This window comes from Curtobacterium sp. AG1037, from assembly GCF_003349855.1.
Lineage (GTDB): Bacteria > Actinomycetota > Actinomycetes > Actinomycetales > Microbacteriaceae > Curtobacterium > Curtobacterium citreum.
On sequence record NZ_QQAO01000002.1, the window covers coordinates 354,601 to 374,015 of the forward strand.

Annotated in this window: 17 protein-coding genes; 10 read left to right on the forward strand and 7 right to left on the reverse strand. The window is 73.2% G+C overall.

The genetic code is table 11. The features are described 5' to 3' along the window. The first annotated feature begins 59 nt into the window (after positions 1 to 59). Positions 60 to 4,340, forward strand: coding sequence for an FtsK/SpoIIIE domain-containing protein (locus DEU32_RS04140; protein ID WP_114849450.1), 4,281 nt, complete (start codon positions 60 to 62; stop codon positions 4,338 to 4,340). A 154-nt stretch (positions 4,341 to 4,494) separates the two neighbouring features. Here the strand turns inward: DEU32_RS04140 and DEU32_RS04145 are convergent, their stop codons facing one another. The 3 genes from DEU32_RS04145 to DEU32_RS04155 are packed head-to-tail and all read right to left on the reverse strand — an operon-like array spanning position 4,495 to position 8,099. Next, positions 4,495 to 6,501, reverse strand: coding sequence for a serine/threonine-protein kinase (locus DEU32_RS04145; RefSeq protein ID WP_114849451.1), 2,007 nt, complete (start codon positions 6,499 to 6,501; stop codon positions 4,495 to 4,497). A 45-nt stretch (positions 6,502 to 6,546) separates the two neighbouring features. Beyond that, complete coding sequence (gene mshD, locus DEU32_RS04150; protein WP_114849452.1) at positions 6,547 to 7,416, reverse strand: mycothiol synthase; 870 nt, start codon at positions 7,414 to 7,416, stop codon at positions 6,547 to 6,549. Further along, positions 7,416 to 8,099 carry a winged helix-turn-helix domain-containing protein gene (locus tag DEU32_RS04155; RefSeq protein ID WP_058741557.1) on the reverse strand — a complete coding sequence of 228 codons (684 nt, stop codon included), beginning with the start codon at positions 8,097 to 8,099 and terminating at the stop codon, positions 7,416 to 7,418. Before DEU32_RS04155 ends, mshD begins: the two co-directional genes overlap by 1 nt. A 165-nt stretch (positions 8,100 to 8,264) precedes the next feature. On the opposite strand from DEU32_RS04155, the gene DEU32_RS04160 reads away from it, so the two are divergent. The 3 genes from DEU32_RS04160 to DEU32_RS04170 all read left to right on the forward strand — a co-directional run bounded on the left by DEU32_RS04160 (position 8,265) and on the right by DEU32_RS04170 (position 10,349). Further along, complete coding sequence (locus DEU32_RS04160; protein WP_141863002.1) at positions 8,265 to 8,546, forward strand: hypothetical protein; 282 nt, start codon at positions 8,265 to 8,267, stop codon at positions 8,544 to 8,546. A gap of 136 nt (positions 8,547 to 8,682) precedes the next feature. Then, positions 8,683 to 9,285, forward strand: coding sequence for an FABP family protein (locus DEU32_RS04165; protein ID WP_058741555.1), 603 nt, complete (start codon positions 8,683 to 8,685; stop codon positions 9,283 to 9,285). Continuing rightward, complete coding sequence (locus DEU32_RS04170; protein WP_114849454.1) at positions 9,285 to 10,349, forward strand: folate-binding protein YgfZ; 1,065 nt, start codon at positions 9,285 to 9,287, stop codon at positions 10,347 to 10,349. Before DEU32_RS04165 ends, DEU32_RS04170 begins: the two co-directional genes overlap by 1 nt. A 24-nt stretch (positions 10,350 to 10,373) precedes the next feature. On the opposite strand, the gene DEU32_RS04175 is transcribed toward DEU32_RS04170, so the two are convergent. Next, a complete protein-coding gene (locus DEU32_RS04175; protein ID WP_114849455.1) occupies positions 10,374 to 11,147 on the reverse strand; it encodes a class I SAM-dependent methyltransferase in 774 nt (257 codons plus the stop codon). A 44-nt stretch (positions 11,148 to 11,191) separates the two neighbouring features. Here DEU32_RS04175 and DEU32_RS04180 point away from each other — a divergent pair, with 44 nt between their 5' ends. After that, the gene (locus DEU32_RS04180) at positions 11,192 to 11,938 is read left to right on the forward strand and encodes a phosphoglyceromutase (protein ID WP_058741552.1); all 747 of its coding nucleotides are present in this window, start codon (positions 11,192 to 11,194) and stop codon (positions 11,936 to 11,938) included. Positions 11,939 to 12,006: 68 nt separating this feature from the next. On the opposite strand, the gene DEU32_RS04185 is transcribed toward DEU32_RS04180, so the two are convergent. Then, positions 12,007 to 12,552, reverse strand: coding sequence for an AAA family ATPase (locus tag DEU32_RS04185; protein ID WP_114849456.1), 546 nt, complete (start codon positions 12,550 to 12,552; stop codon positions 12,007 to 12,009). Between the two features lie 127 nt (positions 12,553 to 12,679). Beyond that, a complete protein-coding gene (gene phoU, locus DEU32_RS04190) occupies positions 12,680 to 13,351 on the reverse strand; it encodes a phosphate signaling complex protein PhoU (protein WP_058741550.1) in 672 nt (223 codons plus the stop codon). Between the two features lie 158 nt (positions 13,352 to 13,509). Between phoU and DEU32_RS04195 the strand changes: the two genes are divergently transcribed. Both DEU32_RS04195 and DEU32_RS04200 read left to right on the forward strand, forming a co-directional pair. After that, on the forward strand, positions 13,510 to 14,676 hold the full coding sequence (locus tag DEU32_RS04195) for a cell wall metabolism sensor histidine kinase WalK (RefSeq protein ID WP_058741549.1): 1,167 nt from the start codon (positions 13,510 to 13,512) through the stop codon (positions 14,674 to 14,676). Then, positions 14,673 to 15,353, forward strand: coding sequence for a response regulator transcription factor (locus DEU32_RS04200; RefSeq protein WP_058741548.1), 681 nt, complete (start codon positions 14,673 to 14,675; stop codon positions 15,351 to 15,353). The genes DEU32_RS04195 and DEU32_RS04200 overlap by 4 nt, the downstream gene beginning before the upstream one ends. A gap of 145 nt (positions 15,354 to 15,498) precedes the next feature. Here the strand turns inward: DEU32_RS04200 and DEU32_RS04205 are convergent, their stop codons facing one another. Beyond that, on the reverse strand, positions 15,499 to 16,104 hold the full coding sequence (locus DEU32_RS04205) for a hypothetical protein (protein WP_114849457.1): 606 nt from the start codon (positions 16,102 to 16,104) through the stop codon (positions 15,499 to 15,501). A 159-nt stretch (positions 16,105 to 16,263) separates the two neighbouring features. Between DEU32_RS04205 and DEU32_RS04210 the strand changes: the two genes are divergently transcribed. The 3 genes from DEU32_RS04210 to cysS are packed head-to-tail and all read left to right on the forward strand — an operon-like array spanning position 16,264 to position 19,401. Then, positions 16,264 to 16,746, forward strand: a complete 483-nt coding sequence (locus DEU32_RS04210) for a CarD family transcriptional regulator (protein WP_017888066.1) — start codon at positions 16,264 to 16,266, stop codon at positions 16,744 to 16,746. Positions 16,747 to 16,759: 13 nt separating this feature from the next. Continuing rightward, positions 16,760 to 17,962: a 2-C-methyl-D-erythritol 4-phosphate cytidylyltransferase gene (ispD, locus tag DEU32_RS04215; RefSeq protein ID WP_167510207.1), complete on the forward strand. Its 1,203-nt coding sequence runs from the start codon at positions 16,760 to 16,762 to the stop codon at positions 17,960 to 17,962. A 29-nt stretch (positions 17,963 to 17,991) separates the two neighbouring features. Beyond that, positions 17,992 to 19,401 (forward strand): cysteine--tRNA ligase, encoded by a 1,410-nt coding sequence (cysS, locus tag DEU32_RS04220; protein ID WP_114849459.1) that lies wholly within the window; start codon positions 17,992 to 17,994, stop codon positions 19,399 to 19,401. Positions 19,402 to 19,415 lie beyond the last annotated feature (14 nt).

Here is a 19,415-nt window from a genome sequence, read left to right on the forward strand (position 1 = left end):
ACGGACCGCTGACGAACCACACGAAGCGCTGACCGACGACACGAACGGAGAGGCACGGCATGCGGGTGCTCATCGAGCTCGACGACCGACGCGAGACCGTCGAGGTCGACGGATGGACGGGGGTGGCCACCCTCGGCGCGCTCGTCGCCGCGACCACCGGCACCGTCCTCGACCCTGGTACCCCGCTCGCCGTCGACGGCCACCACACCAGCTCGGACACCCCGCTCCGTGACCTCGTCCTGCTCGAGGGCTCCCGGATCGCCCGCACGGCGCAGGAACGCCCGCGCACGATCGACGGCTGGAGCGTGACCCTCGCCGGAGGGCTCGACGCCGGCCTGGTCCTCGCCGTGCCGCGGAACCGGAAGCTCGTGGTGGGACGAGCGCCGCAGGCCGACGTGGTCCTGCCGACCGAGAGCGCATCGTGGGAGCACTGCACCGTCGAGCGCGAGGGCGACGGGGTCCGGGTGCGCGACGCCGGCTCGACGAACGGGACGGTCATCGCCGGCGAACGGATCGACGACGAGGGCGTCGTGCTCACCGGTACCACGAGCGTCATCGTTGGCGGCGCCGTACTGCTGGTCCGCCCGGAGCTGCTGGAGACCACCGTGCCGCCGGCTGGATCGCTGCCGAACCTCACCCCGGCCGCGACGGCACCGTTCAACCGTCCGCCGCGGCCCGGTCGGGTCGGTGACGCCGAGACGGTCGTCCCGCCGACGCGGAAGGACGTCGCTCCCGCGTCGAAGTTCAGCTGGATCACGGTGGCGGCACCGCTCGTCCTCGCGGGCGCGATGGTCCTGCTCCTCGGGGACGCGCGCTTCGCCCTGTTCGCCCTGCTCAGCCCCGTGACGGCGATCGGCATGTGGTTCGAGCAGAAGCACCGCCGTGCCAAGAACCTCAAGGAAGAGGAGACGCGCTTCGCCGCGGCGGTCGAGACGTTCCGCGGCGAGATCACGGCCGGGGCGGCGGTCGAGGCCGCGCGCCGGCAGGAGCTCGTCCCCGATCCGGCCACCGTCGTCCGCCGTGCCGCGCTGCCGACGACCGCGCTCTGGCAGCGCCGCTCGGACGACGACGACTTCCTCAGCCTGCACGCCGGCACGGGTGACGCGCCGTGGCGACCCGAGGTCGACCAGCGCGCCGCGACCACGAAGCTCGAGGACGAGGCCAAGGCCGCGATCGCGGACAGCCGGCTCACCGCGGCGCCCGTGGTGACCGACCTGTCGGACGCCGGGGTCGTCGGGATCGTCGGCGACCGTGACGGCGCCCTCGCCCTCGCGCGCAGCCTGCTCACTCAGGCGACCGTGCACTGCGGGCCCGCGGACCTGACCGTCGGCGTCTTCTGCGACCGCGGCCGCGAGACGGACTGGTCCTGGGCCTCCTGGCTGCCGCACACCCGTGTGGCGGGCAGCAGCACCGGGGCGCGCTGGATGTCGGCGCAGCGCGACCAGAGCGCCGCGGTCCTCCGCGGCCTGCGCGAGTCGCTCGACGAGCTGCCCACGCCGAACCTGCTCGTCGTCGTCGACTCCGAGGTCCTGACCGAGGGCCGTGACGCCCCGGCGCGCAACCTGCTCGGCCAGGGACGGACGGTCCCAGGGGTGTCGCTGCGTCCGGGGGAGCGTCGGCAGCGCGTCAGCGGCATCGTCATCGCGACGAACGAGCAGCAGCTCCCCGCCGCGTGCACCACGATCATCACGGTCGCGGCGGACGCAGCCGCGACCGTGTACCGGCCGGAGGACCGCACCCGCGTCGAGGACGTCGTGCTCGCGGGGCTGTCGACGGAGACCGCCGAACGGACCGCCCGAGCCGTGGCGCACTTCGACGACCCCGAGCTCACCGTGCCCGGCGCCTCGTTGCCCGCGCTCGTCCGCCTGCCCGAGCTCCTCGCCGTGACCCAGCGCCGCGGGGCCGGCGACACCGCGCTCGACCCGTCGAGCCCCGAGGCGATCCGCGCGGCGTGGGACGCGCGGACGGGCGTCTCGACCCCGATCGGCTCGTCCGAGGGTGGCGTGCTCGAGATCGACCTCGTCCGCGACGGCCCGCACGGCCTGGTCGGCGGGACGACGGGCTCGGGCAAGAGCGAGTTCCTCCGGTCGTTCGTCGCCGGGCTCGCCGCCCGGAACGACCCGACCCGCCTGAACTTCCTGCTCGTCGACTTCAAGGGCGGCGCCGCCTTCGCCGCGTGCGAACGGCTCCCGCACACGATCGGCACCATCAGCAACCTCGACGAGCAGCTCGCCGACCGTGCCATCCGTGCGCTCGAGGCCGAGCTCGAACGACGCCAGCGGGTCTTCGCGACCGCGGGGGCCGACATCGACAACCTCGACGCCTACCTCGCTACGGGTCCGACCGAGCCGATGCCGCGGCTGCTCTTCGTGGTCGACGAGTTCGCCATGCTCGCGAAGGAGTTCCCGGACGTCCTCACGTCCCTCGTCGCGATCGCCGCGGTCGGCCGCACGCTCGGTGTGCACATGGTGCTCGCGACGCAGCGTCCCGCCGGTGTCGTGAGCGAGGACATCCTGGCGAACACGAACCTCCGCGTCGCCCTGCGCGTCCAGAGCCGCGAGGACTCGACGAACGTGATCGGCGTCCCGGCCGCATCGGCGATCGGTCGCCAGCAGACCGGTCGCGCCTTCGTGAAGCTCGGGCAGGACGACATCACGCCGGTGCAGACGGCCCTGGTGACCGGCCGCGCCCGCGACCAGCGCGAGGACCAGCCGGTGACCGCGCGCCCGACCGACGTGTTCGGCGTCCCGGCGCCGATGCCCACGCCGGCGCCGAGTGCGTCGGACGAGACCGACCTCGACGTCCTCATCGACGCGATCCGGCGGGCGAACGACGCCGCCGGGTACGCGCCGCCCCGCCCGATCTGGCCGGAGGCACTGGGCGACCGCGTCGACCTCGACACGCTGCCCGTCAGCACCGCGACCACCCCGCCTGACAGGAACGTCGTCATCGCCCTCGCCGACGACCCCGACCACCAGCGCCAGGTCCCCGCCGGCTGGGACCTCGACGAGGGCAACCTCATGCTCATGGGCATCCCCGGCAGCGGCACGAGCACGGCCCTCGCGAGCCTTGCCCTGCGCCTCGCCGCCACCCACGACCCCGCCGACCTCGACCTCCTCGTCCTCGACATGGGCGCCGGCGACCTCGCGCCCCTCGCGCGGCTGCCGCACACCACCGCGTACGTCGGCTCCGGTCCGGGCGCCGGGGAGCTGCAGGCGCGGTTCCTCCGTCACCTCCGCGCGGACCTCGAACGCCGACGGGCCGCCCCGGGTGGTCGGCGAGCGGTCGTGCTCATCGACGGCCTCGCCGCCCTCCGCGACGAGTACCAGGACTTCGAGGGGCAGCTGCTCCTCGACGCACTGCACCGCGTCTACGCCGAAGGCCCCGCGCTCGGCATCTCGTTCGCCGTGTCGACGACCCGCGCCAAGGCGGTGCCGTCGGCGATGGACGAGGTCACCACCCAGAAGTGGCTGTTCCGCCTCGCGGACCCGTACGACTACTCCTCGATCGGCGTCCGCCCGAAGGACGTCCCGCCGCCCGTGCCCGGTCGCTTCATCGACTCGACGATGCGCCTGCAGAGCCACGTCGCGACGCCGACCGTGCCGCTCGACCGGGCCGTCGCCGACGTCGCCGCCGCGTGGCCGGAGGCGCCCACCAAGACCAGCGCCGTCGGACGACTGCCGGACGCCGTCCGTGTGGGTGACCTCGCCGAACCGGCCCGGTTCGACGCCGAGCCCTGGCGCCTCCCCATCGGCATCGCCGAGGACGACCTCGGCACCGCCGTCCTCGAGGTCTACGACGGCGAGCACGTCCTCGTCGCCGGCCCCGCGCGGTCGGGCAAATCGACGGTGCTCCTCGCCCTCGCCGACCTCGCCCGCTCTGCCGAGGGCGTCCGTCCCGCCGTGTGGGGGATCTGCGACCGACGGTCGCCCCTCGCCGAAGCACCGCTCGACCGCGTCGCGGTCGGTGCGGACGAGGTCCCCGCACTCCTCGCCGGAGTCCGCCTCGAACGTGGGCCGGTCCTGCTGCTCGTCGACGACGCCGAACGGTTCGAGGACGCGGACCAGGGCATCGCGACGCTGCTGACGTCGGAACGACCGGGCCTCTGCGTCGTCGCGGCCGGCCGCTCCGTGGACCTCCGCTCGCTCTACAGCCACTGGACACGACAGGTCCGCAAGAGCCGCTGCGGGGTCCTGCTGCAGCCCGACGTCGACTACGACGGCGAGCTCCTCGGCATCACCCTGCCCCGGCGCGCACCCGTCGCGCTCAGCGCCGGTCGCGGCTACGCCGCGTCGGGCGGGTCGGTCCGCCTCGTGCAGACCGCGTCCTCCGGCGCCTGACCGACCCGGCCCACCGCCGGACGGGAGGCACGGTGCGGGCCCGCCGCGCGCCTCCAGTACCGGGGAGCCACCGCCGGACGGGAGGCGCGGCGCCAGCCCGCCACGCACCTCCCGTCCCAGGGGCCAGGCGCGCCGGGCGATCGAACGCGACGGATCAGTCCCGCGTGGTGATCCCGAACGGCGCGCTCTCGAGGTTCGTGAAGTTCCCCACCGTGGCCCGCACCGTGCACGACGGCGCGACCGACAGCGCCGTCACGACCAGTCCGTCCGACGACACCGCGAGCGCCCCCGAGCACCCGTCGGCGAACCGCACACCCGACTCGCCGCCGGCGACGTCGGTCAGCATCTGCGACGGGCTCCCGGTCGCCGGACTGCGGTAGAGCGGGTTGAGGTCGTCGGCGCCGCTCGGCCACACCGGCACCAGCGTCACCGGGAGCGTGGTCTGGCTGACCGTGCGGTCGGGCGTGCGGACCTCGACGCCCTGCAGCCGCTGCACCGGGTACGCGGTCCCCGTGACCCCGCGGTCGGTCACCGCGGCCGTGGTCGCACTGCCGGCGGCGTCGAGCCACTCCTGCAGCGCCGCCTGGTCGCGGACGCCGGCGAGCCGGACGCTCGCCTGCACGGTGAGGTCCTGGCCGGCGGGGACCTCGACGTCGTCGAGCGCCCACGAGCACGCGGTGCCGACGCCGGTCAGCGACGGCTGGTTGCGCGCCGCGGAGACGCCCTCGCCGGTCCACGTCACCGCGGGGCACGATGCCTTCGCGGTGGCGCCGGGCACCACCTCGAGCAGGGGCCCGCGGAGCGCCACGGACTGCGCGGCGTAGGTGATCGACAAGGTGACCGTGCCGCGCTCCGGGTCGATCGTCGCCTTGCGGGTCGTGGTCAGCCCGGTCGGCAGCGGCCGGTCCTGCTGGTACGCGCTGCCCGCCTGCGCGGTGGCGGCGGGCGTCGACGAGCCCCGACCGGCCAGCGCCCCGGGGAGCCACACGACCCCGCCCACGACGAGCGCGGCGACGAGGACCACACCGAGGGCACCGAGCGCCGCCATCCGGTTCGTCAGCCAGTCCGGGCGCTGCCAGCGGCTCCGCGGCGGTGCCTCGGGTTCGCGGACGACGGGCAACGGCTGCCGGGCGAGCGGGCGGATGACGGTCTGGGAGCCGGCCGGGCCGAGCTCCGGCGCGGGGGAGACGTCCTCGACCGCTGAGGCCTCGACTGCCGCCGTGTCCGGCCGGACACCACGGACGACGGTCGCCGGCCGCTCGACCTCGGCGAAGGACTCCGGGTCGGCCGCCGGGGCGAGTGCCGGGGCGTCCACCAGCGAACGCGCGAGCCGGCGGAGGGTCGCGGCGGCGTCGGCCGCGGCCGGACGGGCGCCGGGGTCCTTCGCCAGCAGCGTCGTGAGCGCGGTCCAGAGTGCGTCCGGGACGTCGATGCGGGGCGGGTCCGACGTGACGTGTCGGTAGGCGACGGCGAAGTCGGTGCCGGGGCCGGCGAAGGGCGTGCGGCCGGCGAGGAGCTCGTAGAGCATCACCCCGGCGCCGTACACGTCGGCCGCCGGACCCGCGCGGCCCTGGCTGATCGACTCCGGTGCCATGTACTGTGGCGTGCCGAGGAGCCCGGTGGTCGTGCGTTCGCGGTCCGCCACGACCGAGGCGATGCCGAAGTCCGACACCCGGACGTCGCCCGTCGCACCCGCGGTCCACGCCGTCGCGAGGAGCACGTTGTCGGGCTTCACGTCCCGGTGCGTGACGTCCTGCCCGTGTGCCGCGGCCAGGGCGTCGAGCGTCTCCGCCGTGATGGTCAGCGCGTCGCGGGGCGGCAGCGTGCCGGACGCCCGGAGCAGGTCCCGCGCGGAGCCTCCGTCGACCAGGTCCATGACGATCGCGAGCCGGTCGCCCTCGACCACGAGGTCCCGGACGCGCACGATCGAGGCGTGCTGCAGCCCGAGCAGCACGGTGCGCTCCCGCACGAAGCGTTCGACGATCGCCGGGTCCGCGGCGAGCTCGGCGCGCAGCAGCTTCGCGGCGACGTGCTCGCCCGAGGCGGTGTGCTCGGCACGCCAGACCTCGCCGGTGGCACCCGTGCCGAGCAGGTCGACGAGTCGGTACGAGGCGCCGAGCGGCTCTCCGCGGCCGTACTGTGCCTGGCCCTGCTCCGCCACGATCCCCCCGAGTGCCCCGGTCGACCCCTCGCCGACCGCGCCATGTTACCGGCCGGGACCCGCCGCGTACTGGACGTCGACCGCGTGCTGTGCGAAACCCGACCGGCGGTAGAGCGCGAGTGCCGGCTCGTTGTCGCCCTCGACGTAGAGCGCCGCCGCGGACAGTCCCCGCCCGGTCAGGTGCGAGGCACCGGCGCGCATGAGCACGCCCCCGATCCCGCGACCCTGCTGGTCGGGACGGACGGCCACGGCGTAGAACTCGCCGAGGTCGCCCTCGACCTTGAGCCAGCACGACCCGACGAGCTCGCCGGCGTCGTCGCGCAGGAGCAGCAGGTCGTCGCCGGAGAACCACGGCTCGGCCTCGCGGGCACGGAGGTCGTCGAGCGTCATCCGCCACTGCTCCGGGTGGTGCGCGAACGCGGCGGCGTTCAGGGCGAGCCAGGCGGACTCGTCCTCGGGGTCCCCGGCACGGAACGCCTCGAGTGTCCAGCCCGTCGGGACCCGGGGGTCGACGGGGCCGTCGGCGATCGGCGCCCGCAGCTGCAGGAGCGTCCGGACGGCGGTCCACCCGTGCCGTCGGGCGAGTGCCCGGGCAGCGGGGTGGTCCCCGTGCGCCCACGCGAGCCGCGGGACACCGGCCCCGGACGTGCCGCCGGCCTCGCCGGCGGCACCGGCGTCACCGGCGTCACCGGGCGCGAGCACCTGCGCGACCAGGGCCGACCCGATCCCGCGACCACGGGCCTCCCGTGCGACCACGAGCTCCAGCTCGCCGTCACGGACCACGGCGACCCCGCGCTCGTCCCCCACGACGTGCGCGCGCCCCGCGCGCACGTCGACCAGCGTCTGGTCGGAGAAGGGCGGGGCCTCACCATCGGCGGCGGACGCCGCGGCCAGGAGCTCGACGACCGCGAGCACTACTGACCCGCCAGCCGGTCCGCCTCGTCGTCGTAGACGTTGAAGCGGTAGCCGACGTTCCGGACCGTGCCGATCAGGGACTCGAGGTCCCCGAGCTTCGCGCGGAGTCGGCGGACGTGGACGTCGACCGTGCGGGTGCCGCCGAAGTAGTCGTAGCCCCAGACCTCGCTGAGCAGCTGCTCGCGGGTGAACACGCGGGAGGGGTGCGTGGCGAAGAACCGGAGGAGCTCGAACTCCTTGAAGGTCAGGTCGAGCGGCCGGCCCCGGACCTTGGCGGAGTAGCTCGCCTCGTCGATGACGACGCCGGAGGCCTGGATCTTCGAGCCCGTCTGGGTCTTGGCGGCGCGCCCCGTGGTGAGGCGGATGCGGGCGTCGACCTCGGCCGGTCCCGCGGTCTCGAGCACGACGTCGTCGACGTTCCACTCGTTGTTCACGGCGGTCAGGCCGCCCTCGGTCACGACGAGCACGATCGGCGTCGTCGACCCGCTCGTGGCGAGGATCTTGCACAGGGCCTTCGCGCTGACCAGGTCGGTGCGGGCGTCCACGAACATCAGGTCGCTCTGCGGGGCGTTGACCAGCTGCGCCGCCTCGGCGGGCACGTGGCGGATCCGGTGGCTCAGGAGACCGAGACTCGGCAGGACGTCGCCGGGCGCGGCTGAGGTGAGTACCAGGAGCTGGGCCACAGGACCTCCAGGGCGTGGGGGAGTCGTGCACACATCCTAGTGATGCTCGCGAAGCCGGCCCCCGTCCGGCCGGACGGCGACGCCGCGCCGTGCAACGAAGCCGGCCCCCGTCCGGCCGGACGGCGACCGGACCTCGGACACCGTGCGCCTGCCATGATGGTCCGCGTGAGCGAGACGGACCAGCCCCTCGACCAGCGTCGCCTGCGTCTGACCTCCGTGCTGCCCGTCTGGCTGCTCGCCGTCGTCGGCGCCGTGCTCGTCCTGACGCTCACGCAGAAGGACTCCTTCGCGTGGCTGCTCCTCGTGTTCGTGCTGTGCGTGCTCGTCAGCTTCGTGCTGCAGCTCATCACCGCGACGAAGGACGGCCTGGTCGAGCGGATCAGCATCGCCTCCTCGGGGGCGTTCGTCGTCGTGCTCGTCACCGCCGTGGTGCTCCTGGCGCGCTGAGGTCCACCGCGTAGACTCGCGGCATGGATTCGCTGCTTGCGCTCGAGCTGTTCTACGTGGGGCTCCTCGGCCTCGCGTCGCTCGCGATCGCGTTCATCTCGGTCGTCGTCGTCGTGAAGCTGTTCAAGGGTCAGCGTTGATCGAACTGCCGGAGGGCCTGGCGCCCGAACTCGTCCCGCTGTCGTGGCTCGTGGGCGTCTGGGAGGGCACCGGCGTCGTCGAGTACCCCGTGGGTGACGAGGACGAGCCCCGGAAGTACGAGTTCGGCCAGCGCGTGAGCTTCAGCCACGACGGCCTGCCGTACCTCAACTACTCCTCGACGACGTGGCTGCTCGACGACGAGCACACGCCGCTCGCCGCGGAGATGGGCTACTGGCGGATCGATCGGCCGAACGAACCCGGCGACCGCGGTCCCGCGATGCTCATGGGTGACGGGCCGACCCCGTTCAGCACGGTGGAGAGCGTCGAGACGCTCCGCAACACCACCGACGGCTTCGACGTGGAAGCCGCGATCATCCACCCGACGGGCGTCAACGAGCTCTACGTCGGACGCGTCAAGAAGGGCCGCATCGACCTGGCGACGGACGCCGTGATGCGCTCGCCGAACGCGAAGGACTACTCCGCGGCCACCCGGCTGTACGGCCTGGTCGAGGGCAAGCTGTTCTGGGCTTGGGACATCGCCGCGCTCGGGCAGCAGCTCACGTCGCACGCCTCGGGGCAGCTCGCGAAGGTCGACTGATGGCCGTCTTCGCCGAGCGACCCGGCTTCGTCGCGTCCGACGCCGGTCCCGCCGCGCACTTCGGCAACCCGACGGGCGAGCAGCGTGCGCTGGCCGCGGGCCGTGCCGTCGTCGAGCTCGGCCTCGGCGTCGTCACGGTGACCGGGCCGGACCGGCTGACCTGGCTCAACTCGATCACGTCGCAGCTGATCACCGGGCTCGCGCCCGGCACGTCCACCGAGACGCTCGTGCTCGACCAGTCCGGTCGAGTCGAGCACGCCGCGCGGGTCGTCGACGACGGCGTGACGACGTGGCTCCTCACCGAGCCGGCCGACGCCGCACCGCTGGCCGCCTGGCTCGACAGCATGCGGTTCATGCTCCGCGTCGAGGTCGCGGACCGCTCCGCCGACCTCGTCACGCTCGGGCGCTTCGCCGGGTCGGCGGTCGCCGACCCGGTGGTCGAGTGGGTCGACCCGTGGGCGTCCGTCACGCCCGGTGGGTGGGGCTACGCCGCACTGGAGGCACACCCCGCCTCCGACTGGACCCTCCGCATCGACGTGGTCACCCCCGAGGCCGCTGCCGACACGGCCGCGTCCGACGTCCCCGCCGCGGGGCTCCTCGCGCTCGAGGCCCTGCGCATCGCCGCCTGGCGTCCCTCGCTGTCCGACGTCGACGAGCGGACGATCCCGCACGAGCTCGACTGGCTCCGCTCCGCCGTGCACCTGTCGAAGGGCTGCTACCGCGGGCAGGAGACGGTCGCCAAGGTCCACAACCTCGGGCACCCGCCGCGCCGCGTCGTGATGCTGCACCTCGACGGGTCGGACGGTGTGCTCCCCGCGCCCGGCACCCCCGTGGTGTCCGACGGGAAGGACGTCGGCCGACTCACCGCGGCGGCACTGCACCACGAGCTCGGACCGATCGGGCTCGCGGTCGTCAAGCGCTCCCTGGACCCGACGGCGACGCTCGAGCTCACGGTCGACGACGTGGTCGTGACGGCCGCGCAGGAGATCATCGTCCCGCCGGAGGCCGGCGCGACGGCCAACGTGCCGCGCCTGCCCAGGCTCGGAGCCGTCCGGCGCGGCTGAGCAGCGGCGGCCTGCGGCTCGGGCTCAGGCGGGGGCGACGGCCGACCAGGGGACGCTGAGCTCGCCGAGGCGCCAACGGGTCACCCCGTGCAGCACCGGCCAGCCCCGGTCACGCACGCCCTGCACCGTGGCGATCCACCGCTGGCGGGGACCGTACGTGCCGAGCGGCGCGGCCACCGCCCACGCGCGGTCGAGGTCGAGCAGGAACGCGTGCACCCGCTCCCCGGGGACGTTCCGGTGGATGAGTGCCTTCGGCAGCCGTTCGGCGACGATGCTCGGCACCTCGAGGCCGGCGAGGCGCAACGACACCGTGAAGGTGTGCGGCGCGTGCTCGTCGAGGGTGACCCACGACGCGACCCGCCCGACCTCGTTGCACGTGCCCTCGACGAGCGCCCCGCCCGGCTGCAGGCGGTCCTGCATGATCCGCCACGAGTCCACGACCGCCGACTCGTCGTACTGCCGCAGGACGTTGAACGCGCGGATCACTGCCGGACGGCGGTCTCCCGGCGTCGGGGTCTCGAACCCGCCGAGCCGGAAGGTCACCCCGTCGCGGGTGCCGGCGTTCGCCAGGGCCACGCGTGCGGGCTCGATCTCGATGCCGGTGACCTCGACGTCCGGACGGACCCGGGCCAGTCGGTCGCGGAGCTCGAGCGTCGTGGTCGGCCGGGCGCCGTACCCGACGTCGGCCACGAGCGGGTCGTCCGTCCGCCGCAGCACCGGGAGCGACGCGATCCACCGGTCGACCCGGCGGAGCCGGTTGTGCCCGGTGGTGCCGCGCGTGACGTTCCCGATGGGCATGGGACCAGGCTACGGGGCCGACGCCGCTCGGTAGACTCGGGCGCATGACCTCCACGCTCGTCCTGCTCCGTCACGGCAACAGTGACTGGAACCAGAAGAACCTGTTCACCGGTTGGGTCGACGTCCGGCTCAGCGAGCTGGGCGAGAAGGAGGCGAAGCGCGCCGGCGAGCTCATCGCCGGGTCCGGCATCGTGCCGGACGTCCTGTACACATCGCTCCTGACCCGTGCGATCCAGACCGCCGACATCGCCCTGCTCGAGGCCGACCTCGCGTGGCTGCCGGTCAAGCGCGACTGGCGCCTCAACGAGCGGCACTACGGCGACCTGCAGGGCAAGGACAAGGCGCAGACGCTCGAGCAGTACGGCGAGCAGCAGTTCATGGAGTGGCGCCGCTCGTTCGACGTGCCGCCGCCCCCGATCGCCGACGACGCCGAGTGGTCGCAGGCCGGCGACCGCCGCTACGCCGACCTCGGCGACCAGCTGCCCCGGACCGAGTCGCTCAAGCTCGTGATCGACCGCCTGCTGCCGTACTGGGAGTCCGACATCACGAAGGACCTCGGCGCGGGCAAGACCGTCCTCGTCACGGCCCACGGCAACTCGCTGCGGGCGCTCGTGAAGCACCTCGACGGCATCTCCGACGACGACATCGCCGGCCTGAACATCCCGACGGGCATCCCGCTCGTGTACGAGCTCGACGACGACTTCCGTCCGACGAAGCCCTCGTACTACCTGGACCCCGAGGCCGCCGCAGCCGGCGCCGCCGCGGTCGCCGCCCAGGGCGCCAAGAAGTAGACAGCCGCACGCAGGACGCCCCGCCGGTCACCGGCGGGGCGTTCGTCGTCCGCGACGGACCGAGCGGGTCAGACGAAGTGCGACGCGATCTCCTGCACGAGTGCCCCGACGTCGTACGGGTGCGCGGTGTCCACCCGGACGACGGGCACCCCGGGCAGCGCGACCGGACCGGCGTCGCCGTGCTCGTCCCAGAACGCCAGGACGTCGGCGAGGTCGCCGTGCACCTCGTGGCGCACCGGCAGGGTTCCCGGGTCGTACCGGTCGCGCAGCCGGACCTCGGCGGTGGCCCGGTCGACGTCGCACCACACCTCGACGGCGCGCGGTGACGCGGCGGCGGCGAGTCCCGCCTCCAGGCGGTCCCGGTCACGCGACGGCAGCCAGACGGCGTCGAGGACGACCCCGTTCTCGACGGCCCGCGCCATGGACCACATCGTGTCCATCGCGATCCCGCCGAGCGGACGCGAGGCGATCATCGGGCCGACGATGTCCGCGAGCGGCTCCTTGATCCGGTCCTTCGACAGGAAGGGACAGCCGAGCACCTCGGCGAGGGCCGCCCCCACCGTGCTCTTGCCCGAACCGGGCATCCCGTTGACGACGATCGCGACCTGAGCCATGCCACGATCCTCCCGTCCCCCTGCGCAGAGCGCAAAACGCAACAGGGGCGGTTCCTCGCAGCGGTATGGCGCTGCGAGGAACCGCCGACGTTGCGTCTTGCGGATGCGACGCGACGGGAGCGGTGGGTCAGGCGGGGGAGGCCGTCACCGACGCGGCGCCGGCCCAGTCGCCCGTCGCCAGGTACTCCACCTTCTTCGCGATCGACACCGCGTGGTCCGCGAAGCGCTCGTGGTAGCGCGAGGCGAGCGTGGCGTCCACCGTGTCGATCGGGTTGCCCTTCCAGGTCTCGCCGAGCACGAAGTCGAAGACGCTGGCGTGCAGCTCGTCGACCTGGTCGTCCTCGTCGCGGATCTCGGCGGAGAGCGCGATGTCCTCGGTGGCGAGCAGGCGGGTGAGCTTCTGCGCCATCGCGACGTCGTGCGCGCCCATCTTCTTGAAGGTGGGGCGCAGGCCCTTCGGCACGACCTTCTCCGGGAAGCGCTGGCGGGCGAGCTGGGCGATGTGCTCGGCCATGTCGCCCATGCGCTCGAGCGACGAGCTGACGCGCAGCGCGGTCACGACGACGCGCAGGTCGCGGGCGACGGGGGCCTGGCGGGCGAGGATGTCGATGGCGACCTCGTCGAGGGCGTTCGCGGCGGCGTCGATCTTGGCGTCGTCGGCGATCACCTCCTCCGCGAGGGCGACGTCGGAGTCGCTGAACGCCTGCGTCGCGCGGGTGATCGCGGACTCGACGAGCCCGGCGATCTCGGTCAGACGCTCTTGGACGTCCTGGAGCTCCTGCTGGAAGACTTCGCGCATGGGGGATGTGCCTCTCTGATGCGTACCGGTCGAGTGTCGTCAGGGCAGGTGAACGAACGGTGACCTGCGGCTGAACACCTCGCGCAGCGGACCCGGAAACACCGTCGCCGGGGGTGAACGGCGTCGGAACCGGACGTGTCCGTCCCTACACTGGCGGCATGGACAACGTGTGGCTCGTGCCACTCTCGATGCTCCTCGGTGGGGTGTTCGGCGCGGGGGTCGTGGTGCTCGTCATCACGGCGGAACGCACCGCCCGTGCCGCCGACGTCGCGGAGCGGACCCTGCCGGACGGCGTCGCCGCGGTGATCGCGACGATGCACAACCCGGCGGTCGTGGTCGACCCGTCGAACACCGTCGTCGCGGCCTCGCCGCAGGCGCTCACGGTCGGGCTGGTGGTGCGGCGGAAGCTCGCGCACCGGGAGCTCGTCGAGCTGGTGGACCGGGTGCGTCGGAGCGGCGAGATGGGGTCGGAGGACCTCGAGCTGCCCCGCGGCCGGAGCGGCGAGCTCATCGGCTACCTGAGCTTCCGGGCGGCGCAGCTCGGCAACCGGTACGTCCTCGTCACGGCCGACGACCTCACCGAGAGCCGCCGCATCGACGAGGTCCGACGGGACTTCGTCGCGAACATCTCGCACGAGCTGAAGACCCCGATCGGCGCGATCGGCCTGCTCGCCGAGACCCTGGTCGTCGCCGCGGACGACCCCGAGCACGTGAAGAAGTTCGCCGGGCAGCTGATGACCGAGTCCGAGCGGCTCGGTGCCCTCACGAAGGACATCATCGAGCTCTCGCGCCTGCAGTCCGTGGACACGCTGGAGAACAGCGAGGAGACCTCGATCGACAAGATCGTGCAGGCCGCCGTCGACGCGAACGAGGTCGTCGCGCGCGCCCGGGACATCGACCTGGTCCGTGCGAAGCGCACGAAGCTCCGCGTGATGGGGGACCCGGGGCTGCTGCAGGTCGCGGTGTCGAACCTCATCGCCAACGCCGTGAAGTACTCGCCGGACCACACCCGCGTCGGCGTGGGCGTCCGGTCGGCGAAGGGCTTCGTCGAGATCGCCGTGACCGACCAGGGCGTCGGCATCCCCGAGGCCGACCTCGACCGCGTGTTCGAGCGGTTCTACCGCGTCGATCCGGCGCGCTCCCGGGCGACCGGCGGCACCGGGCTCGGCCTCGCCATCGTCAAGCACGTCGTCGGCAACCACGGCGGCGACGTGCGCGTCTGGTCGCAGCCCGGCAAGGGCTCGACCTTCACGATCCGTCTCCCCGAGGCGGATCCCGACCTCACCACCGCCCTCGAAGAGCAACTGGAAGAGCAGCCATCGTGACCAAGATCCTCATCGTCGACGACGAGCCGGCCCTGAGCGAGCCCCTGGAGTTCCTCCTGCAGCGGGAGGGCTACGAGACCGCCGTCGCGGCGGACGGCGTGACCGCGCTGTCGAAGTTCGACGCGGAGAACCCGGACCTCGTGCTGCTCGACCTCATGCTCCCGGGCCTCAGCGGCACCGAGGTCTGCCGGCAGATCCGCACGCGGTCGAACGTGCCGATCATCATGCTCACCGCGAAGGACTCCGAGGTGGACATCGTCGTCGGGCTCGAGCTCGGCGCGGACGACTACGTGACGAAGCCGTACTCGACGCGGGAGCTGCTCGCCCGGCTCCGGGCGGTGCTGCGGCGTCGGACCGAGGACGACCCGGGCGACAGCGGGATCCTGCAGGTCGGCGGGATCCGGATGGACGTCGAGCGGCACACGGTGTCGGTGGACGGGTCCGAGACGCCGATGCCGCTCAAGGAGTTCGAGCTGCTCGAGCTGCTGCTGCGGAACGCCGGCCGTGTGCTCACCCGCGGGCAGCTCATCGACCGGGTGTGGGGGTCCGACTACTTCGGGGACACCAAGACGCTCGACGTGCACATCAAGCGGATCCGCTCGAAGATCGAGCGCGTGCCGAGCACACCCGAGATCCTCGTCACCGTCCGCGGCCTCGGCTACCGCATCGAGGGCTGAGCCCGACCCGTCGGCCGTTCCTGGTCGCGTCGCCTCGGCGACGCGGCCGGGTCCGGACGGACTGGAGGCCCGGTGCCGGTTCTCGGAACCGGCCCCGGGCCTCCAGTCTGACGCGCCTGGTGCGCGCTCGCTTTGGCGCGCTGCGTCAGTTGCCGGAGCTGGTGGCCTCGCCGGTCGGGGTGGCCCCGTCGGTGGACTCGGTGCCGGCGCCCGGCGTCGCGGTGCCCGTGGGGCTCGGCGACGGTGCGAGGCTCTGGTACTCCTCCATCGCGTTGGTCAGCACGGGGACGCTGGCCGAGACGCCCTCGGCGCCGGAGTACGAGAAGTAGGTCTTGACGAGCGAGCCGGGCCGGGCGTCCGCGCCCTCGAAGACGACCGCCTTCGCGCCGGTCTGCTCGGTGCCCTGCGAGTCGCTGCCCTCCTGGGCGCTCGAGCCCTCGCTGCTCGACACCGTCGGGGTGTTCGTGCCGAGGTCGCGGCGGCTGCCGGCGGGGACGACGACCGTCTGGGTGTCGCCGCCGAGCTCGATCGAGAGCGTGATGTCCTCGGACTCGTCGGTGTTGATGACGGTGCCGATGAAGCGTGCGTCCTCGCCGCGGTCGGAGATGAAGAGCGCGTTGCGGATGTCGAGCTTGCCGGTGGTGACGTTCACGCCGTCGGTGATCTGCTTGATCTCCGTCGTGTGCGCCGGCGACATGAACTCGCAGCCGGTGGCGCCGAGCGCGATGGTTGCCGCAACGGCGACGGACACGAGTACCCGAGCTCGCAAGAGATTCCTCCGGAAGATCACGATGGTGGACCGGACGGTCCGGCACCATCCTAGCGATCACCCGGGTGTGGGTCCGCCCCGGCCCCACTACCCGAAACGCCCTTGTGGTAAACTGGGGGTTCTGGGAACGGAGCCTGATACATGCAATTCGAGGTCGGCGAGACCGTCGTCTACCCCCACCACGGGGCGGCAACCATCTCTGAAGTCAAGACTCGCGTCATCAAGGGCGAGGAGAAGGTCTACCTGAAACTCCGCGTCACGCAGGGTGACCTGACGATCGAGGTCCCGGCGGACAACGTCGACCTGGTCGGCGTCCGCGACGTGATCGGCAAGGAAGGACTCGACAAGGTGTTCGAGGTCCTCCGGGCACCGTTCACCGAGGAACCGACCAACTGGTCGCGCCGCTACAAGGCGAACCTCGAGAAGCTCGCCTCCGGTGACGTCATCAAGGTGTCCGAGGTCGTCCGTGACCTCTGGCGCCGCGACCAGGACCGCGGGCTCTCGGCGGGCGAGAAGCGGATGCTGGCCAAGGCGCGCCAGATCCTGATCTCCGAGCTGGCCCTGGCCGAGAAGACCGACGAGGACAAGGCGTCGACCGTCCTCGACGAGGTCCTCGCCTCCTAGCGCGACCAGCACCCTGGCGCCACAGCACGACGACACGACCGCCCTGCTCCCCGGACCCCGGGTGAGCAGGGCGGTCGTCGTCGTCGCGGCCGGCTCCGGGACGCGCCTGGGCATCGGTGACGCGAAGGCCTTCGTGCCGGTCGCCGGCGAGCGCATGCTGACGCGGGCGGTGCGGACGGTGTTCACCCTGGCCGAGCCGACCTTCGTGGTCGTCGTCGCGCCGACCGCCCGGTTGGACGAGTGCCGGGCGCTCGTCGCGGCCGTCGCGGGTCCCGCCGCTGCCCTGACGAGCGTGGTCGCCGGTGGCGCCGACCGGCACGCGTCCGTGCAGGCCGGGCTCGACGCGCTGCCCGACGGCATCGAGTGGGTGGGCGTGCACGACGCCGCCCGGTGCCTGACCCCGGCGGCGCAGTTCGCCGCCGTGTTCGAGCGCGCGGAGACGACCGGGGACGGGGTCGTCCCGGCGCTGCCCGTGACCGACACCGTCAAGCGGGTCGAGGGCGACCTGGTGGTCGAGACGGTCGACCGGTCCGCGCTCGTCGGTGTCCAGACCCCGCAGGTGTTCCCGCTGCGGGCCCTCCGGGACGCGTACGCGGCGGCGCAGCGGTCCGAGACCGACGACGCCGGGGTGTTCCGTGCGGCGGGCGGCGTGGTCCGCACGGTCCCCGGGCACGCCGACGCGTTCAAGATCACCACCCGCTGGGACCTCGCACGGGCCGAGGCGATCGTCGCGGACTCGGCGCTGCCCACGGTCCGCATCGGGCTCGGCGTCGACGTGCACGCGTTCGACGACGCATCGCCCTGCCGCGTCGGCCTGCTCGACTTCCCCGGACAGCCCGGACTCTCCGGCCACAGCGACGGGGACGCCGTGGCGCACGCCGTCTGCGACGCGCTGCTCTCCGCCGGCGGGCTCGGGGACATCGGCGGTCGGTTCGGCACCTCCGACCCCCGATACGCGGGCGCGTCCGGCGACGTGTTCGTCCGCGGGGCCGTCGAACTGCTCGCGGCGGCGGGTCTCGTGCCGACCTCGGTGACGGTGCAGGTGATCGGCAACCGCCCGCGCATCGGGGCACGGCGGACCGAGATGCAGGACGCCCTCGCCGCGGTCGTCGGGGCACCCGTCGCGGTGTCCGGCACGACGACCGACGGGCTCGGGCTGACCGGACGCGGCGAGGGGCTCGCCGCGATCGCGACCGCCGTGGTGCGCCCCGCCTGACCGCCCGTCCGACGTCCTAGGCTGGACGGGTGACCGTTCGCCTGTACGACTCCCGCGCCGCAGCCGTCGTCGACCTCGTCCCGCTGGTCGACGGACAGGTGAGCATGTACGTCTGCGGTCCGACGGTGCAGTCGTCGCCCCACATCGGGCACCTGCGCTCGGCGCTCGTGTACGACGTCTGGCGCCGGTGGCTGACCTACCGCGGCTACCACGTCACCCTCGTGCGGAACGTCACGGACATCGACGACAAGGTGCTCGACCTGGCTGCGGGCACCGACGAGCCGTGGTTCGCCCGGGCGTACCGCGTCGAGCGGGAGTTCACCGCGGCGTACGACGCCCTCGGCATCCTGCCGCCGACGTACGAACCCCGTGCGACCGCGAGCGTGCCGCAGATGCACGACATCATCCAGCGGCTCATCGAGCGCGGGCACGCCTACGCCGCCGCGGACGGCTCCGGCGACGTCTACTTCGACACCGGCAGCTGGGCCGACTACGGCGCCCTGACCCGGCAGCGCCGCGAGGACATGGTGGACGCCGCCGACGCCGACCCGCGCGGCAAGCGGGACCCGCGGGACTTCGCGCTCTGGAAGGGCGCGAAGCCCGGCGAGCCGGCGACCGCGACGTGGGACTCCCCGTGGGGCCCGGGTCGGCCAGGGTGGCACATCGAGTGCTCCGCGATGTCCCGCCGGTACCTCGGTCCGGCGTTCGACGTGCACGGCGGCGGGCTCGACCTGCGCTTCCCGCACCACGAGAACGAGCTCGCGCAGTCGACCGCTGCCGGTGACGGCTTCGCGTCGTACTGGCTGCACAACGGACTCGTGACCGTCGACGGGCAGAAGATGTCGAAGTCGCTCGGCAACTCGATCTTCGCCGCGGACTTCCTCGGCGCCGCCCGGCCGGCGGTCGTCCGGTACTTCCTCGGCGCCGCGCACTACCGCTCGTCGATCGACCACCACGAGGGCTCCCTGGCCGAGGCCGAGGCGGCGTACGACCGGATCGCCGGGTTCCTCGACCGTGCCGCCGGCCGCCTGACCGGGCAGCACGCGACGACCGCCGCGGGGGTGCCCGACGCCTTCGCCGCGGCCATGGACGACGATCTCTCGGTGCCCCAGGCCCTCGCCGTGCTGCACGACACCGTGCGCGCCGGGAACGCCGCCCTGGACGCCGACGATGCGGAAGCGCTCGGGGTCGCGTACCATCAGGTGGCCGCGATGGTCGAGGTCCTCGGCATCGACCCGCGAGCGGCCCACTGGTCCGGTGGTGGTCAGGACGTCTCGGCCGCACCGCTCGCCGCGCTCGTCGACCGCCTCGTGCAGGAGCGCGCGGACGCCCGTTCCGCACGGGACTTCGCCACGGCGGACCGCGTGCGCGACGACCTCGCAGCCGCGGGGATCACCATCGAGGACACCGCAGCAGGAACACGCTGGAGCATCGCCTGACAACGGCCGTGCCG

Coding starts and splice junctions, on each gene's coding strand:
- DEU32_RS04140 (WP_114849450.1), top strand. CDS start 60: ATGCGGGTGCTCATCGAGCTCGACGACCGACGCGAGACCGTCGAGGTC.
- DEU32_RS04170 (WP_114849454.1), top strand. CDS start 9,285: ATGGCCGTCTTCGCCGAGCGACCCGGCTTCGTCGCGTCCGACGCCGGT.
- DEU32_RS04175 (WP_114849455.1), bottom strand. CDS start 11,147: ATGCCCATCGGGAACGTCACGCGCGGCACCACCGGGCACAACCGGCTC.
- DEU32_RS04180 (WP_058741552.1), top strand. CDS start 11,192: ATGACCTCCACGCTCGTCCTGCTCCGTCACGGCAACAGTGACTGGAAC.
- DEU32_RS04185 (WP_114849456.1), bottom strand. CDS start 12,552: ATGGCTCAGGTCGCGATCGTCGTCAACGGGATGCCCGGTTCGGGCAAG.
- phoU (WP_058741550.1), bottom strand. CDS start 13,351: ATGCGCGAAGTCTTCCAGCAGGAGCTCCAGGACGTCCAAGAGCGTCTG.
- DEU32_RS04195 (WP_058741549.1), top strand. CDS start 13,510: ATGGACAACGTGTGGCTCGTGCCACTCTCGATGCTCCTCGGTGGGGTG.
- DEU32_RS04210 (WP_017888066.1), top strand. CDS start 16,264: ATGCAATTCGAGGTCGGCGAGACCGTCGTCTACCCCCACCACGGGGCG.